Origin of the sequence: Streptomyces sp. V4I23, assembly GCF_030817975.1 — a bacterium.
Lineage (GTDB): Bacteria > Actinomycetota > Actinomycetes > Streptomycetales > Streptomycetaceae > Streptomyces.
In genome coordinates this window covers 1,171,573-1,186,939 of record NZ_JAUSZW010000004.1, presented here as the reverse complement: position 1 = coordinate 1,186,939, position 15,367 = coordinate 1,171,573, and the positions used below count along the sequence as shown (strand labels likewise).

General features: G+C 69.5%; 13 protein-coding genes. 5 read left to right on the top strand and 8 right to left on the bottom strand.

Going from position 1 to position 15,367, the window contains the following annotated elements; genetic code table 11:
- Nucleotides 1-21: 21 nt before the first annotated feature.
- From QFZ82_RS07555 to QFZ82_RS07525, 7 genes are all read right to left on the bottom strand, one after another.
- Nucleotides 22-1,980, bottom strand: a complete 1,959-nt coding sequence (locus QFZ82_RS07555) for a hypothetical protein (RefSeq protein WP_307712394.1) — start codon at nt 1,978-1,980, stop codon at nt 22-24.
- Between the two features lie 108 nt (nt 1,981-2,088).
- Nucleotides 2,089-4,152 carry a hypothetical protein gene (locus QFZ82_RS07550; RefSeq protein WP_307712393.1) on the bottom strand — a complete coding sequence of 688 codons (2,064 nt, stop codon included), beginning with the start codon at nt 4,150-4,152 and terminating at the stop codon, nt 2,089-2,091.
- Nucleotides 4,153-4,262: 110 nt separating this feature from the next.
- Entirely contained in the window at nt 4,263-5,264 is a 1,002-nt protein-coding gene (locus tag QFZ82_RS07545) for a Gfo/Idh/MocA family protein (protein ID WP_307712392.1), read from the bottom strand.
- 2 nt (nt 5,265-5,266) lie between these two features.
- Nucleotides 5,267-6,151 (bottom strand): Gfo/Idh/MocA family protein, encoded by an 885-nt coding sequence (locus tag QFZ82_RS07540; RefSeq protein WP_307712391.1) that lies wholly within the window; start codon nt 6,149-6,151, stop codon nt 5,267-5,269.
- Nucleotides 6,152-6,222: 71 nt separating this feature from the next.
- The gene (locus QFZ82_RS07535) at nt 6,223-7,278 is read right to left on the bottom strand and encodes a dihydrodipicolinate synthase family protein (protein WP_307712390.1); all 1,056 of its coding nucleotides are present in this window, start codon (nt 7,276-7,278) and stop codon (nt 6,223-6,225) included.
- Nucleotides 7,278-8,294 carry an NAD(P)-dependent oxidoreductase gene (locus QFZ82_RS07530; RefSeq protein ID WP_307712389.1) on the bottom strand — a complete coding sequence of 339 codons (1,017 nt, stop codon included), beginning with the start codon at nt 8,292-8,294 and terminating at the stop codon, nt 7,278-7,280. The genes QFZ82_RS07535 and QFZ82_RS07530 overlap by 1 nt, the downstream gene beginning before the upstream one ends.
- A 31-nt stretch (nt 8,295-8,325) precedes the next feature.
- Complete coding sequence (locus QFZ82_RS07525) at nt 8,326-8,982, bottom strand: SGNH/GDSL hydrolase family protein (protein WP_307712388.1); 657 nt, start codon at nt 8,980-8,982, stop codon at nt 8,326-8,328.
- Between the two features lie 176 nt (nt 8,983-9,158).
- On the opposite strand from QFZ82_RS07525, the gene QFZ82_RS07520 reads away from it, so the two are divergent.
- From QFZ82_RS07520 to QFZ82_RS07500, 5 genes are all read left to right on the top strand, one after another.
- Nucleotides 9,159-10,163 carry a hydroxyacid dehydrogenase gene (locus tag QFZ82_RS07520; protein ID WP_307712387.1) on the top strand — a complete coding sequence of 335 codons (1,005 nt, stop codon included), beginning with the start codon at nt 9,159-9,161 and terminating at the stop codon, nt 10,161-10,163.
- A gap of 120 nt (nt 10,164-10,283) precedes the next feature.
- Complete coding sequence (locus tag QFZ82_RS07515) at nt 10,284-11,555, top strand: ABC transporter substrate-binding protein (RefSeq protein ID WP_307712386.1); 1,272 nt, start codon at nt 10,284-10,286, stop codon at nt 11,553-11,555.
- Nucleotides 11,556-11,630: 75 nt separating this feature from the next.
- Nucleotides 11,631-12,554, top strand: a complete 924-nt coding sequence (locus tag QFZ82_RS07510; protein ID WP_307712385.1) for a carbohydrate ABC transporter permease — start codon at nt 11,631-11,633, stop codon at nt 12,552-12,554.
- The gene (locus QFZ82_RS07505; protein WP_307712384.1) at nt 12,551-13,429 is read left to right on the top strand and encodes a carbohydrate ABC transporter permease; all 879 of its coding nucleotides are present in this window, start codon (nt 12,551-12,553) and stop codon (nt 13,427-13,429) included. Before QFZ82_RS07510 ends, QFZ82_RS07505 begins: the two co-directional genes overlap by 4 nt.
- 159 nt (nt 13,430-13,588) lie before the next feature.
- Nucleotides 13,589-13,948 carry a hypothetical protein gene (locus tag QFZ82_RS07500; RefSeq protein WP_307712383.1) on the top strand — a complete coding sequence of 120 codons (360 nt, stop codon included), beginning with the start codon at nt 13,589-13,591 and terminating at the stop codon, nt 13,946-13,948.
- A 160-nt stretch (nt 13,949-14,108) separates the two neighbouring features.
- On the opposite strand, the gene QFZ82_RS07495 is transcribed toward QFZ82_RS07500, so the two are convergent.
- Nucleotides 14,109-15,344 (bottom strand): AGE family epimerase/isomerase, encoded by a 1,236-nt coding sequence (locus QFZ82_RS07495; protein WP_307712382.1) that lies wholly within the window; start codon nt 15,342-15,344, stop codon nt 14,109-14,111.
- Nucleotides 15,345-15,367 lie beyond the last annotated feature (23 nt).

Genomic DNA, 15,367 nt, shown 5'->3' with positions numbered 1-15,367 from the left:
CCGACGATGCGAGCCGAGCCATTAGGCCTTGGGCAGCGGGAACAGCGCCAGATCCGTTCCCCGCATGCCCCAGGTGGCCCTGCCGCTGCGGGTGAAGTTGAACACCGGGTTGTTGTACCACCCGCGCGGAACGTTGTCGTAGACGGTGGTTGCCGCCCCACCGGTGACGGTGGGCAACTCGCAGATGTCATTGGTCCAGTGCACCCACGAGAAGACCCGGCCATCGACGCCGTTGAACTGGCCGTAGCCCCCGAGGTCGCCCTCCATCACGACCGTGCGGGTCGTCAGGTCGTAGGCGAACCACGCGCCACGCGGTCGGCGGGCCATCGCATACAGCAGATTGCCGACGACGTGCACGCTCTCGTAGGACGCCCAGTCGGGCTTGATCTCCTCGCGCCACAGCAACTCACGGGTGACGATGTCGACCGCGGCCACCTGCGCCGTCGGACGCAGCGGACCGCTGGTGACCTCGCCGTAGGTGTCGCCGGCGATGTACGCCGTGGTGCCCGACACGGCGACGTCCATGACGCTCTGCTCCGGCAGGAACTCCCGGTGCACGTCGAAGTGGTTCGTGGCCAGGTCGACGAAGGTCAGCGCGCCGGTGTGCTTGGTGGTCGCCGGACTGGAGGCCACCAGCAACTGGTTGCGGGCGAGGTCGGCGTGGATCCGCCGCGCGCGAAGCTGCTCGTTGCCCAGGGTTCCGAGGACGGTGATGTCGTGACTGTCGGGGCCGATCGCCACGATCTGCGTGCTCGGGTACAGGCCCGCGTACACGGTGCCCCTGGCTCCCTCGGCCAGGGACTTGGGCTCGCCGTTGATGTCGAAGCGGACGCTGGTGCCGCGCTCCGGCCGGTGGACGGTCATCGCGTAGTGGCCCGCTACCCACACCGTGCCCCGGCTGTTCAGCAACATGGACTGGACGATCTCGGGATAGCCGAACCCGCGGGTCGCGCTCTGCCATACCTGTGCCGTGCCGCCCGGCGCCATCCGCCAGATGTGACCGAGCCCGCTGACCCCGATCAGGCTGCCGTCGGGCTGTGGCGCGAGCAGTTGGTTCTCGACGTCCTCGATCGGCCGGCCGACCTTCTCCAGACCGGTGGCGGTCACCTCGTACACGTTGCAGGTGAGCCTTGCCAGAGCGTGGATCTTCCCGTTGCTGCCGACCGCCACCTGATCGATGTAGCGGTCCTCCGCGGGGATCTCCCGCGAGATACGCTCCGACCCGTCGGTGCGGAACGAGATCAGCTGGCGGCCACTGGCGACGTACATCACCTTGTCCCGGACCGCCAGGTCGAGGATGCCGACCGGCGAGTCGCTCAGCTGCGCGGTGAGATCGATCGGCGTGCCGCCTTCCTTCGGCCAGAGCAGCAGGGCTCCCGGAGCGGCCGAGCCCGCGTAGACGTACTCGTCGTCGATGGCGAGGGCGGTCGCGTACTTCGAGGTGGAGATGCGGCCGTAGGTCTCGATCGTGGCGTCCGACAGCCTGATACGCCTGACCGCGCAGTCCGGGTACGTGCCGATGTAGAGGTGGCCGCCCTCGACCACCATCTCGTAGAACCAGGTGGTGCTCGTGCCCGGCCGGGCCCAGGGCAGCAACTCCTTGGTCCGCGGGTCGAAGCGCCACACGTACGCACTACCGGCGGGGCCGATGTAGACATAGCGGTCGTCGGCGGTCATCTTGTTCCCGCCCGAGCTGGGGATGTCGAGATCGTCGATGGACCGCGCCTCACCGGTGATGGTGTCGAACTCGCCGAGCCGCAGCTTCTGTTCGGGAGTGTTGAAGCGCGACGCGAGGAACACGCTGTTGCCGATCACGGCAGCACCGCGGACCGCGGACGTCAGCGATGCGGGGCCGAAACCGACCGGAGCCAGGTTCTGCTCGGCGGCGGACGCTGCGGCGCGCCATATGTCGCCGCCGACCGCCAGGGCCGCCCCCGCCGATGCGCTGCCTGCCAGAAGTGAACGGCGACTCAAGGACATGGTGAACTCCATCTCGTTCATGTGGGACAAAGAAGGAAGTCGGTCGTGGACCGGCCGCGGACATCCGCCCGGCAGTCCCATCGGACCTCCGGCCGGCCGGGACACCGGTCAGGGCTTGTACACGTAGACGTTGGTGCTGTCGCCGAAGAAGATCTCGCCCGTGGGGGCGAGCACCGAGACCTTGGCGTTCGTGGCGAGGACCGTGACCGCAAGTGTCACCGGATCCAGGCGGAACAGCTTGCCGCCGGCGTTCCCGTAGATCCGTCCGTCGTCGTGCCGGTGCAGCTTGCCCAGCCGCCCCCAGCTGTTGGTGTCCGGCAGACCGATGTCGACCACGCGGACGACGGTGCGGGTCCTGAGGTCGAACTCGAACACCACACCCGTGCTGCTCATGCCCCACAGCCGGTCCCGGTCGACCAGCAGCGAGTGGATGATCTCGTCCCCGGGCACCGGGACGGTCTCGAAGACCTTCTTCCCGGTGCGGATGTCCCAGACGAACAGCACTGCCTCCGTGGCCTTCGGCGTCGTGCTGAGCCCGCCGTGCACGGACGTCCCTGCGAACACCAGCGGCCCCCGCGCCGCCAGGGCGGTGACGCTCTGGTCCTGGACGACGTTGCGGTGCACCTCGACGTTCCCGTCGAGGTCGGCCAGGATCAGGGCGCCGCCGAGGGTCCCGTAGTTGGGCACGCTGCCGAAGGCGAGCTTGTCCCCGACGCTCACCACGTCGAACATCCGGTCCTGCTCATGCTCGCTGAACCGGCCGATGCTGAACAGCTGCGCGGGACGGGTGCCCCAGTCCCACGGGTCGGTCTCGCCCACGTAGGCCACGGCGTTGGGGTAGCTCGTGACCACGATCCTGCCCTGGTGCGTCACGATGTGGTCGGCCTGCTCCGGCCCGGAAAGCTCCTCGATCTCGTACGTGGACGTCGAGACCCGTGCCATCACGCCCGAGCTGAGGTAGGCGCCCGTGTACACCTTGCCGTCCGGCCCGACGCCGATGCTGTGGAGGGTCGCCGGGGACCCCAGCGGCACGCCGCGCACGGTGATGCCGGTACGGGCGTCCAGGTCGTAGCGCCAGATCACCCCGGTGTTGGCCACGCCCACCACTTCGCGGCGCGGTGTGCCACCGGTCGCCGTCTCGACCACGTCCACCGAGCGCGTGCCGGGCACCCGGTCGCCGATGGTGCTGCCGGCCATTCCGGTCGGGGACGAGCTGCGGGTGGCTGTGTCGTAGGCGTACAGCTCGCCGTCGCTGACGTAGTAGAAACGTCCGGCGGAGTCCACGGTGCTGACGATCCCACTGGCCCCCACCGTCTGGTGGAGCGTGTCCGGTTGCAGCCACCGGCGTCCGGCGATGTCCCACACGAGGGTGTTGGTACCGCCGAGGGGCGGGTTGACCGACACCAGGGCGATGTCACCTCGGGTGCGCACACCGTAGATGTAGGTGGCTGCGGAGGCGAACTCGCCGGGCAGCGGTATCTCGCTCCTCGCGCCCGTCACCGGGTCGAGTTCGATCAGGTGCGCCGTTCCGATGCCGGTGCCCACCCAGAGCTTGCCGCCGACGAGGTCGAAGCCCCACGCGTAGGCGCCGTCGGTCACCACGGAGCCGTAGTCCCGGACGGCCTTGGTCGAGGGGTCGTAGGAGAACACCTTCGCGTGGGGATAGGTGCATCCGTACAGGACGCCGGAGTCCGGGTCCACCACGAGCGTCCTCAGCATGGTCTCGCGCACGACGCCCGTGGCGACCGTCTCCATGCTGTGCGAGGCCGGCACGTACCGCAGCAGCCGCCCGGCGGAGGGCGCCCTGACACTGAAGTAGACCGACCCGTCGGGGTGTTGGACCATGGAGGACCCCACGGTGTCCGGCCCGCACGGGAAGCCGTCGATCCGTTCGCCCGTGTCCAGCCGGAGCACATTGAAACTGACCGGGTTGCCGTCGCTGAACGCGAAGAGCACGGGCGTGCCGTCCGGCATCCGGCCCGTTCTGGCGCTCCTGACGTTGACGGTCCGCATGGCGACGCCCAGGTCGACGATCCTGCCGGCGCCGGTGGCGGCGTCCGCGGGCCGTGTCCCGGCGCCCAGGATCCCGAAGGCGGCGGCCACGGAGCAGGCGCCGATGCCGCCCACCAGGCTGCGGCGGGACAGCGGTGTCGTGCTGCTGTGCTCGTTCATCGGTGTCTGCCTCCATCGGGTGCGGGACGATGTACTTCCGCCGGACTGTGTCTCCGTCGGGCCCTCGCGGATCCGCGTCCGTCCGTCCGCGCGCCCGCCCGGCAGGCCGCTCACCGCGGCCGTACCGGCGCACCGGTGCGCGCCGACAGATAGGCAGCTTCGATGAAGGCGACCGCCGCACGGGCCTGGGCCGAGGTGACCAACGGCGTACCGCCGGACTTCACCGCCGTGACGAAGTCCTCGAGTTGGGCCAGCGGCTGGTCGACCGGCGACCCGTCGAAGGCCGGTGACGCCCCGCTCAGGGAGTGGAAACGGGTGAGCTTCTCGTCCTCGATCACCAACGAGCCGCCGTCTCCGAGCACCGCGTACCGGATCGGGAGGCCGTCGTAGGCAGCTGTCGTGGCCAGGAACGTCAGCAGCGTCCCGTTCCGCAGTCGGGCGGTGATCGTGATGGTGTCCTCGACCTCGATTCGCTTGTGGGCGAGCAGCCCTGTGTGGGCGTACACCTCGTCCGCCTCGCCGAGCAGCCACAGGGCCAGATCCACCAGATGGACACCCTGGTTCATCAGGGCGCCGCCACCGTCCAGCGCCCAAGTGCCGCGCCAGGAACCGGAGTCGTAGTACTCCTGCGAGCGCCACAGGGGCACCTCGATCGTGGCCGAGGTGATCCTCCCCAGGTATCCGTCGCGTATCGCACGGAACACGAACTGGTTCTCGGCGGCGAACCGTCGCTGGCTCGCCACGCTGAGCACCTTGCCCGCACGCTTTTCTGCGTCGATGATCTCGTCCGCGGCCTCGGCCGTCACCTCGATGGGCTTCTCGAGCAGTACGTGCTTCCCGGCGTCCAGCGAGGCCACGGCCACGTGCGCGTGCAGACCGCTCGGGACGGCGACGATCACCGCGTCCACGTCGTCCCGGGCGAGGACGGCGTCCACCGAGTTCGCGGCGACGCCCCACCGGGCGGCCGCGGCGCGGGCGGCCTCGGGGTCCGCGTCCGCCACGGCCACCAGGACGGCGTCGGTCGCACCGCTCGACAGCCGCTGGGCATGGGCCTTGCCGATGATGCCGACGCCGATGATCGCGATACGGAGCGGACTTGCGGACAGGGACATGGTCAGTCCTTTCCGTAGGGGGCGGCGGCCAGGGCGTCGGTGACGGACTCCAGTACCGCGATCGGGGAGAGCACGGCGGAACGGTCCTTCTGCGGCTCGTCGCGGTCGCAGGCGTCGATGAAACGGGCGAGCGGCGGTGCGGTGTAGTCGGGAGGGAGCGTGAGCGCGGCGGCCCGGACACCGCTGGTGCCGATCAGCGTGGCGTGGAAGGACGTCTGTTCCCCGTCGGTGGGTGTGACGAACGTGAAGGTGAGGGACACGTCCCCGATGCGGGTCAGCGCGACGACCGTGTCCCCGTGCCGGCTCACGGTGGTGGTCAACGAACCCGGCTCGACGACCGGGTCCCCGAGCAACTGCAGTGCCGCCTCGACCTGGTGGATGCCGTAGAAGAACAGGCCCGCGTACTCGCTGTCCGGGTCCGCCGGGCCGGTCATGGCGACCTGGCGCAGCGCGCCGCACTGTCCCGCCTGGTCGGTGAGGTACGAGATCCCGGACACGAACCGCAGCGCGGAGCCGGACACAACCGTGGCGCGGGAGCGCTCGGCGGCGGCGACGAGCGCCTGCGCATCGGCGACCGATCCCGCGAACGGCTTGTCCACGAACACCGGAAGGCCGGCCGCCAGCAGCGGCTCTGCCTGCTCGCGGTGGGTCCTGCCGTCGCGGCTGCTGACGATCACCGCGTCGACGTGCCCGAGCAGGTCGGCAGGGTTCTCGACCACCAGGCCGATGCTTCCCGTCCGGCACAGTGCCTCGTTGCGTTCCGTCCGCCCGCCGACGAGGGCGACGGCGCGGTTTCCCGGGTGACGTTCCTCGATGTTGAGGAATCGGACGAACTGGTCGACGTGCGAGTTCTCCGTGCCGATGATGCCGATGCGCCTCATGGACATGAAGCGGCCCTCCGGAGGTCGGGGACAAGTCGTCGTGGGTCTTTCGCGGGAGCGGCGGCGAGTGGTCGTCCTCAGGACAGCCAGCGGTCGGTGTGCTCGGCCACGAAGTCGTCGTCCCGCAGATGCGGGTACGCCTGCCAGATCCTGTCGATCTCCTCGAGCTGCCCGGGGGAGAGGACCTCGTCCTCGTCGAGGCACCACAGCCCCTGGAGCAGCCCCTGACGCCGCAGCACTTCGTGGATGCCGGGGACGCACCCGCGGAAGCCGCCGACGACATCGAAGATCGCCCCGTTGGCGTCCGTGAGCGCGGAGTCGACGGCCATCAGCTCACGCATCGCCGCGTGGTCCCCGGCCTTGGCCCGGCGCGCGTCCTCGAGCAGCCGGACCGCCGAGTGCGTCCACACCGACCACTGGCCGAGCAGCCCGCCGACGAACTCCAGGGCGTCCGCGCCGTCGACCGGGTGGGTCGACAGCAGGTCGCCGACGATGTGGTCGTCGTTGCCCGTGTAGAGGGCGACCTCCGCGCGGCGGCCGGAGGCGGCGACCCCCAGTACGACGTCGAGCGACGCGTACCTGTCGAACGGCGCGACCTTGATGCCGATCAGCGACGGCAGGTCGGCCAGTCGCGTCCAGAACCCGCGTGAGAGGGAGCGGCCGCCCACCGCCGGCTGCAGATAGAACCCGATGACCGGCAGCACGGTGCCCACGGCGGCCGCGCGGTCGACCAGCTCGTCCTCGCTGAGCGGGCCCGCCCCGAACGGGGCCAGCAGCACGGCGTGGTAGCCGAGATCGGCGGCGAGTTCCGCCTCCTTCACCGCCTGTGCGGTCCCGCCGCACACTCCCGCCACGAGCAGCGTTCTGGCGTCCTCGTACTCGGCGGCGGTCGTGGCGGCCAGCTCCAGGACCGGGCGCAGCAGGCCCCGGTGGGGCTCATGGATCGCGAACTGGGTGGTGTGGACGGCGACGGCGATCCCGCCCGCGCCCGCTTCGAGGTAGTAACGCGTAAGTGCCCGCTGGCGGCGTTCGTCCAGCGTGAGACGGGAGTCCAGCGCCAACGGGTGGGCGGGGATCGCCGTGCCGGCACGGAACCTCTTCAGCGGGTCCGGACCCCGCCGGGGGGCGGCCATCAGAACTTCCCGTCCCTGCTCTGGAAGTGCGTCGGCTTGTCCAGGAGCGGCAGGCCGGACCGGACCCACTCGGCGGTGGCGGTGAGCAACGCGTCGACGGCGAGCTGCGGGTAGCCGAACAGGCCGTGACAGCGGGATGCGTCCGAGAGCAGGGCCGTTCCGGTCTCCGCCGAACTGAACGTGACGTTGGCACCCAGGAGTTCGGCCATCCGCATCGCCGCCTTGCGGATGGACAGGGTCTCCGGGCCCGTCAGGTTCAACACGAAGGGGGGCACGTCCGCGTGGAGCAAGGCGCGCAGCGTCACCTCGTTGGCATAGCCCTGCCATACGATGTTGGCGAAGCCGGTGGTCAGATCGACGGGCTCCTTCGCTGCGATCTGCCGGGCCAGGTCGACCAGGACCCCGTAGCGCATCTCCACCGCGTAGTTGAGACGGATCAGGGCCATCGGGGTGCCGCTGCGCCGTGCGAAGTGCGTCAGCACGCGCTCCCGGCCGAGGCACGACATGGCGTACTCGCCCACCGGCCCCACCGGATCCTGTTCGGTGCATCCGCCGGAGCCCACGGGCACCAGCGGGTAGACGTTCCCCGTGGAGAGCGCGGAGATCCTCGCGCCGGCGTAGCGTTCGGCGACGCGCCCCGGCAGATAGGCGTTGGTGGCCCAGGTGGCGTGCTCGTTGCCTTCCGTGCCGAACTTGGCGCCGACGAGATACACCACGTTGGCCGCGTCCGGCAGGGCGGCCAGGGCGTTCTCGTCCGTGATGTCGGCGGCCACCACCTCGGCGCCGGCGTCGCTCAGTTCCTCGGCGGACCCCGGCCTGCCGAACCGGGACACGGCGACGACCCTGGCACCTGTGCCCGCCGCTGCCACGCCTCTGACGGCCAGGCGCACGAGGCTGGGGCCGAGCTTCCCTGCCGCGCCGAGGACGACGATGTCGCCCTCGAGGCGGCGCAGGTCCTCGACGAGTGCCTCGCCGGGGCGGGAGAGGCGTTCTTCCAGGGCTGCTGGATCTCGCACGGGTGCTCCTGTTCGTGTTCTCGAGTCGTGTTCAGGGGATGGTGAGCCGGCCGGTGCGGCTCGCCGGATCCCAGGCGCCGAACGCGTCCAGCAGGGTGCGGGCCATCGCGCGGTGGCCGTGCGGCCCCGGGTGGCAGCCCATGGCGTACCAGTGCTCCGGCGCGGGCGACGCCGGGTCGGTCCAGACGGCGTAGTGGTCGACGAGCGGCGCCCCGGTGTCCTCGGCGACCGCCCGGATCTGTTCGGCGTAGCGCGGCAGATGGTCCACCACGTGCTGCGGGGCGGTCGGGAGGGTGTCGTTGGGGGTCTGGACGACGACGGTGGCTCCGGTTTCCTCGCGCACTGCGCGGACGAGGCGACGGTAGGTGGAGGCGAAGTCGGCCAGGCCGGCCGTTCCGTGCCGGGTGTCGTTGAGTCCGATCCCCACCACGACCACGTCGGGGGAGAACCTCAGGGCGATCCGGTCCAGGTGCCGGTCCAGGTCCTGCGCGGTCCATCCGCTGACCGCGGTGTTGACGAAGACGTCGGCGGTACGGGCGAGTTCGCGCATGCGCTCGGTGAACAGCTCCGGGTACGAGCGGGCGCCGTAGGTGTGCCACGTGCCCGCGGTGACGCTGTCACCGATGAAGGCCCAGGTCAGCGGGCGATCGCAGTCCTTGACGTTTTCCAGCGGCGTCCGTTGATCCATCGTCACATCATCACTCCGAATGGGGGATGCGATGACGTCGAGTTTCTCGTGCAACCGATTGCAGGTCAAGGGTCGCGGGCCGTACTGTGAACGGCGTCGGGGCGAAGGCGCGGGTGGGCAGGCCAGTCGATCCGCCGAGGCCCCTCGGGGTTCCCACGGTCGAGAGGACACGCCGCATGGACCGGCCGCACATCTGTGTCGCAGTTGCCCGCGAGGAGTTCGATCTGCTCTTCTCCCCGGCGTCCCAGCAGGGTCTGCACGATCTCGCCGAGATCCGGTTCGGCGCGGGCCCGCACGGCAGCACCCTGCCGCCGGGGATGGCAGACTCCTGCGACGCCGTCGTGACCTCATGGAGCACCGTGCCGTTCCGGCCGGAGGAGGTGCGCGGCGGACGGCTGGGTCTGGCGGTGCACTCCGCCGGCTCCGTCCGCCGTCTCTATCCCCGTGAACTCCTCAGTCGAGGACTGCGTCTGACGCAGGGAGGGGCGGCGGCGATGGCGCCCGCCGTGGCCGAGATGGCGCTCACGCTGACGCTCGCGCTGCTGCGCAATCTGCACCACCACGACCGCGGCCTGTGGGCGGGAGGGGGCTGGGCGGACGCGCGACGACCCGCACTCGGTCAGGCCCTGTCCGAGCGAAGGGTCGGCCTGGTGGGGCTGAGCCGTACGGGCACTTGCTACGCCCGCATGGTCAAGGCGCTGGGCACGTCGGTCGTACGGGCGTACGACCCCTACGCGGACCCGGAGGCGGCTGCGGCCCTGGGGGTGGAGACGGTGGGACTGGACGAACTCTTCGGCAGCTGCGACGTGATCGCCGTCCACGCCCCGGCGACTCGTGAGACGCGTCACCTGGTGGGAGGCCGTCAACTCGCCATGCTGCCGGACGGTGGCGTCCTGGTGAACACGGCACGCTCGTGGGTGGTGGACCAGGAGGCGCTGCTGTCCGAGGTCGTGGCCGGGCGCCTGAGGGCCGGCCTGGACGTGTTCGACAGCGAACCCCTCCCGTCGTCCAGCCCGTTCCTGGGCCTGCCCAACGTCATCGTCACGCCGCACGTCGCCGGCGGGACGGTGGAGGCGCGCAGGGCGCAAGGACGAACCGTCGTCGACGAGCTGACGCGGTTCTTCGCCGGGGAGCCTCTCGCCCATGAGGTGCTGCCGGAGACGTACGACCTCCTTGCGTGACAACCATCCGAAATTCAATGCAAGTTGCACCCTTGACGGGCAAGGAAGGCGCAACTACGTTCCCTGCAACCGATTGCATTTCAAGAGGCTGTGCAGCGCCGACGGGAGAGGACCCACCTCATGAGCGGCAGACTGAAGCCACGGATCGCGGCGATGGTCCTGGCCACCGCGATGCTGAGTGTCGCGTGCGGAAACACGGACGACGCGGCGATACCCGCCGACCCCAAGGCGGTCGAGGGGACGATCACGTTCTGGACGTATCCCATCGGTGTCAGCGGTGAGGACGACTACTGGGACCCGATCGTCAAGGAGTTCAGGAAGAAGTATCCCAACGCCGATGTCGAGGTCGTCGTCCAGCCTTTCGAGAAACGGGAGGAGACGCTGGTGACCGCGATCGCGGGCGGACAGGGCCCGGACGTCGTGTACTTCAACCCCGACTTCATCCCGAAGTTCGCCGTCGAGGGAACGCTCGTGCCGGTCGGCGACGTGATCGAGGACGACCGGGCCGACTTCAAGGAATCCGCCCTTCAGTCCATGACATGGGACGGTCAGCTCTACGGCGTCCCCCTGCTGATGCAGACTCTCACCGGTGTCTGCAACACCAAGGTCCTCGCCGCGTCGGGCGTCGACAAGTGCCCGGAGACGTGGGACGAACTGGAGGCCATGGCGCCGAAGGCCAAGAAGGCGGGGTACGTCCCCACCGACTACGTGGCCGCCCTCCCCCTCACACTGAACCACTCGTACTACCCGTACCTGTGGCAGGCCGGCGGAGAGGTCCTCAACAAGGACGGCACCAAGGCCGCGTTCAACAGCCCCGAAGGGCTGGAGGCGCTGCAGTTCGTCAAGAAGATGGTGGACGAGGGCTGGACTTCCCGGCAGAGCCTCACGACCCACGAGCCCGTCGAGCAGAGCGATATGGGACGGGGGAAGACGGCCTTCGTGCCGGCCTCGAGCGTTTCCGCCCTGCGTCAGGTGCTGCCCGCTGCGACGAGTGAGCACCTCCGGACGAGCCCCCCGCTGACCGGCAAGGTCCGGGTCGCCGCGGGGTCGGTCGGCGGCCTGTCCGTCCTTGCTGCCAGCGAGGCCAAGCCTGCCGCCAAGGCGTGGGTGGACTTCCTCACCGGCCCGGAACAGATGAAGAAGTTCAACAAGGAGAACGGCTACTACGCGCCGCGGGACTCGGGCGCGGGGATCTTCGCGGACGACCCGGAAGTGGCCGAGGGCGAGAAGTACCTGGACGTCGTCCGGACCGGGGTGATGCACCCGAAGGCCCGCGAGCTCATGGACCTGATCAAGCCGCATCTCCAGGCGGCGCTCCTGGGCAAGGTCGAGCCGAAGGCCGCACTCACGGCGGCCGAGAAGGAAGTCAACGCCCTGCTCGCGCGCGGCTGACCCGGTTCACAGGAGGCGGGTGCGCGGCCGGAGTCGCCGGCCACGCACCCGGCCTCGAATCCGAAGGAGGCGCCAGTGAGCGCGCAGACCGCCAAGGCCGGGACGATCCCGGAGCGCGGACGTCCGGGCCGGCCGTGGTGGCGCTCCAACGCCGCGCTCGCCGGCTACGTCTTCATCCTCCCGTACGTGGTGTTCTTCCTGATCTTCAGGATCATCCCGACGGTGATGGGCACCGGTCTGAGTCTGGCCAAGTACCGCATCAGCGGCGACGTCGAGTTCATCGGCGCGGACAACTTCGTCCGGCTGTTCCAGGACACCCTGTTCTGGAACTCGCTGAAGGTGACCGCCTACTACACGATCCTCGCGATCCCGCTCAGTCTCGTGGTGTCCCTCGCGATGGCGACCCTGTGCGACCGGACGCTGCGCGGAATGAGCGTCTACCGTGCGGTCTTCTTCCTGCCCGTGGTGACCAGCACGGTGATGTCCGGCATCATCTGGGTCTGGATCTTCAAGAACGACGGCCCGCTCAACTGGCTCTTCGGGCTCGTGGGGCTGCCCACGGTGAACTGGCTCCAGAGCGAGAGCATGGTCATCCCCGCGCTCGCCGTCGTGAGCGCGTGGAAGGGCTTCGGGTACAACATGCTCATCCTCCTGGCGGGCATGCTCGCGATCCCCAAGGAGTACTACGAGGCGGCCCACGTGGACGGCGCCAAATGGCGCCACCGGTACCGGCACATCACGCTCCCCCTGCTCAAGCCGGCCCTGTTCTTCGTGCTGGTCCTGGAGATCATCGGCTCGTTCCAGGTGTTCGACACCATTTACGTGATGACCGGTGGCGGACCGGTCAGGGCGAGCTACTCGCTGACCTACATGATCTACGACCAGGGCTTCGGGTACTTCGACTTCGGCTACGCCAGCGCGGCAGGTGTGGTGCTGCTGGTGCTCACCCTCATCACGTCACTCGTTCAGCGCCGTCTGATGAACAAGGGACAGTCATGACGTCACTCGTCCAGCGACCCCCCGAGGTCGAGGCACTGAAGGAGCGACCCGTCCGGCGGCCCGTGCCGCGCAGGCGCCGGCCCGAGTGGATGCACGTCCCGCTGTTCCTGTGCGCGCTGGTCACGTTCTTCCCGTTCTGGGCGATGGTCGCGCTCGCGCTGCAGCCGGGGCAGAGTATCCGGATGCCGGGCTCCCTGCTCCCGAGGGACGTCTCGTTCGCGGCCCTGCACGACGCGCTGAGCAGCGAACGGGTGCTGGGCTGGGCGCTCAACTCGGCCGTCTACTCCCTGGTGTCGGTCGTCCTGGTGCTGCTCTTCGCCTCGATGGCCGGCTACGCCTTCGCCAAGAAGCGGTTCATGGGCCGCGAGCTGGTCTTCTGGGTCTTCGTCGCCATGCTGATGGTGCCCGGCCATCTGACCCTGATCCCGCAGTTCGTCCTGGTCTCCGAGATGGGCGGACTGGACTCGATGTGGGGGCTGATCGTCCCCACCATCGCCAACGCACAGGCCATGTTCCTGATGCGCCAGTTCATCCAGGACATCCCCGACGAACTGATCGAAGCCGCCCGCATCGACGGAGCCGGGGAGTTCCGGGTCTACTGGTCGATCATCCTGCCGCAGACCAAACCGATCATGGCGACGCTCGGCACCTTCGTCTTCCTGTGGCACTGGAACGACTTCCTGTGGCCACTCGTCTCGCAGCGCAGCCCCGACAACTACGTGCTCACCGTGGGCCTCAACAGCCTCCAGACCCAGGACACCCCGCTGGCCACCACTATGGCCGCCGCGGTGGTCACCTTCATCCCGACGGTCATCGTCTTCATCTGCCTCCAGCGGTTCTTCGTACGCGGCGTGATGATGAGCGGGCTCAAGTAAGGGCGTCGGCAACGGTGTTCGTGCACAACGGGACGGAGGAGACGCGAAGCGGTCGGCCGACCCAGGGAGAAGAAGCATGGTCAACCCCGTGGCATCGGCGTCGAGCCCACCACCAGCGAGGGCAAGCTCTTCGTCTTCGACCCCGCCACGGGGAAGGTGGTGTTCGAGACCGTCCCCGTCCCCGGGGCGCAGAACGTCTCGGCACTGACCTTCGACGACGAGGGCCACCTATGGGGCTTCACGGCGAACGAGCTCTTCAAGTTCGATCCCGAGCAGCGCAAGGTCGTGCTGATCAAGAAGTACTTCGGGGTCGACGACAGCAAGATCTACGCCACCGGCCGGGAACTCTTCTGGCACCGCGGCCAACTGGTCGGCACCTCGACCGGCCGGCTGTTCCGGATCGACCCGAGGACCCTGGAGATGACGGTGATCCGGACCGGGTGGCGAACCTGGCGATCGACCGCCACGGCTCCTACTACTACAACCGCGGCAGCACGCTGTACCGCTGGACGCCGGTGAAGTAGGCGGCTGGGCCGGAGTGCGACCCCACCGCACCGCGCAGCACACGGCCGGGCCGGGGGGAGTGGCTCCCGGCTGCGACCGGGATCGGCCGGAACCGGACGATGCCGGGACGGTGGGGAGCCCGTCGGGCTCCGCACCGACCGGTGCCCGCCCGGCCTCAGCGGCGCTCCCCGGCCGTCCCGTACAACTCCACCAGTTGCATCAGGTTTCTGGCTATGTGGAACGGGTCCTTGACCGGCAGTGCCACGACCCGGTCGAGCGGCCGCCCCGCGCGGTCCCTGATCTGGATCCACTCTTCCCCCTCGTTCCTCCCGGGAAAGGTCGCGACCGTGTAGTCCCAGATCCTCTCCGCCCAGTCGGCGCACGCCCCGTCCCCGTACCGGCGTGCCCCCAGGGCGGTCGTGTAGGCGGCCTCGGTGTGCACCCACCACAGCTTGGTGTCCCAGGTCGCGGTGACCAGATCCTCGTACGCCGTGCCCGTGGTCGTCCCGCGGGGAGCCACCGGGCCCTCGGCGTCGACGTACCGGAAGAGGCCGCCGTGTTGCGGGTCCCAGGCGGAGCGGCAGAGCACGTCGACGCTCTCGAGCAGCTCCGGCACGTCATCCTGATCCCCCGTCAATTCAGTCGCCTCCAGCGCCACCCAGATGCCCTCGATCGCATGGCCGGGCACCCGGTGCCTGGCCACCAGCGAGGTGTCACGGGCCTTCGGGGAGACGATCTCGGTGAAGGTCCCGTCCGGGTTGCGGTGCGAGAGCATGGCCGTGCGGGCGGCGGACAGCGCGGCCACGTCCCGGTCCGTCAGCAGCCCCAGGCGCGCGAGGGCGTGGGCGTGCTCCAGGCGCGTGTTGAGCAGGATCATCCGCGGGCCGAACGCGGTGTGCCCCGCCGGAACCGCGTACGGCGGCGTCGCGGCCCGGCCGGCCGTGATGTCTGCCGTGGCGCGGCGCAGTACGGGCTCGGCGATGTCGAGCCAGGACGGGGACGCGGTCGCCCCGGCCAGCTCGGCCAGCCCCATCACCACGAAGCAGTCGGCGTAGACGCTCTGCGTCTCCCCGGTCGGCCCGCGTTTGGGGACACCGTCCGCGTCCACGACGAAGTGGCAGGTGCCGTCCGGGCGGATCGCGTGGTCCACCAGGAACTGCGCGCCGCGGACCGCGAGGCCTTCCAGCAGGCAGGCGTCCACGTCGAGGAGCCCGCTCCGGGCCATCCGCGCGGCCCGGGCCAGGAGCCAGACCAGGCGCCCCTGCGACCAGGTGAACTTGTCCGTCGAGACGAGGCTGCGGCCACGGTTGTCGTAGCACGTGTGGAACCCGCCACGCTCCGCGTCCGGGCCCCGCTCCAGCCAGTACGGCAGGACGACACGCTCCAGTTGCTCCCGCGCTGCGGACGTCATGGGCAGACCTCCTGAGTGCAACC

Coding starts and splice junctions, on each gene's coding strand:
- QFZ82_RS07555 (WP_307712394.1), bottom strand. CDS start 1,980: ATGTCCTTGAGTCGCCGTTCACTTCTGGCAGGCAGCGCATCGGCGGGG.
- QFZ82_RS07550 (WP_307712393.1), bottom strand. CDS start 4,152: ATGAACGAGCACAGCAGCACGACACCGCTGTCCCGCCGCAGCCTGGTG.
- QFZ82_RS07545 (WP_307712392.1), bottom strand. CDS start 5,264: ATGTCCCTGTCCGCAAGTCCGCTCCGTATCGCGATCATCGGCGTCGGC.
- QFZ82_RS07540 (WP_307712391.1), bottom strand. CDS start 6,151: ATGTCCATGAGGCGCATCGGCATCATCGGCACGGAGAACTCGCACGTC.
- QFZ82_RS07535 (WP_307712390.1), bottom strand. CDS start 7,278: ATGGCCGCCCCCCGGCGGGGTCCGGACCCGCTGAAGAGGTTCCGTGCC.
- QFZ82_RS07525 (WP_307712388.1), bottom strand. CDS start 8,982: ATGGATCAACGGACGCCGCTGGAAAACGTCAAGGACTGCGATCGCCCG.
- QFZ82_RS07520 (WP_307712387.1), top strand. CDS start 9,159: ATGGACCGGCCGCACATCTGTGTCGCAGTTGCCCGCGAGGAGTTCGAT.
- QFZ82_RS07515 (WP_307712386.1), top strand. CDS start 10,284: ATGAGCGGCAGACTGAAGCCACGGATCGCGGCGATGGTCCTGGCCACC.
- QFZ82_RS07505 (WP_307712384.1), top strand. CDS start 12,551: ATGACGTCACTCGTCCAGCGACCCCCCGAGGTCGAGGCACTGAAGGAG.
- QFZ82_RS07495 (WP_307712382.1), bottom strand. CDS start 15,344: ATGACGTCCGCAGCGCGGGAGCAACTGGAGCGTGTCGTCCTGCCGTAC.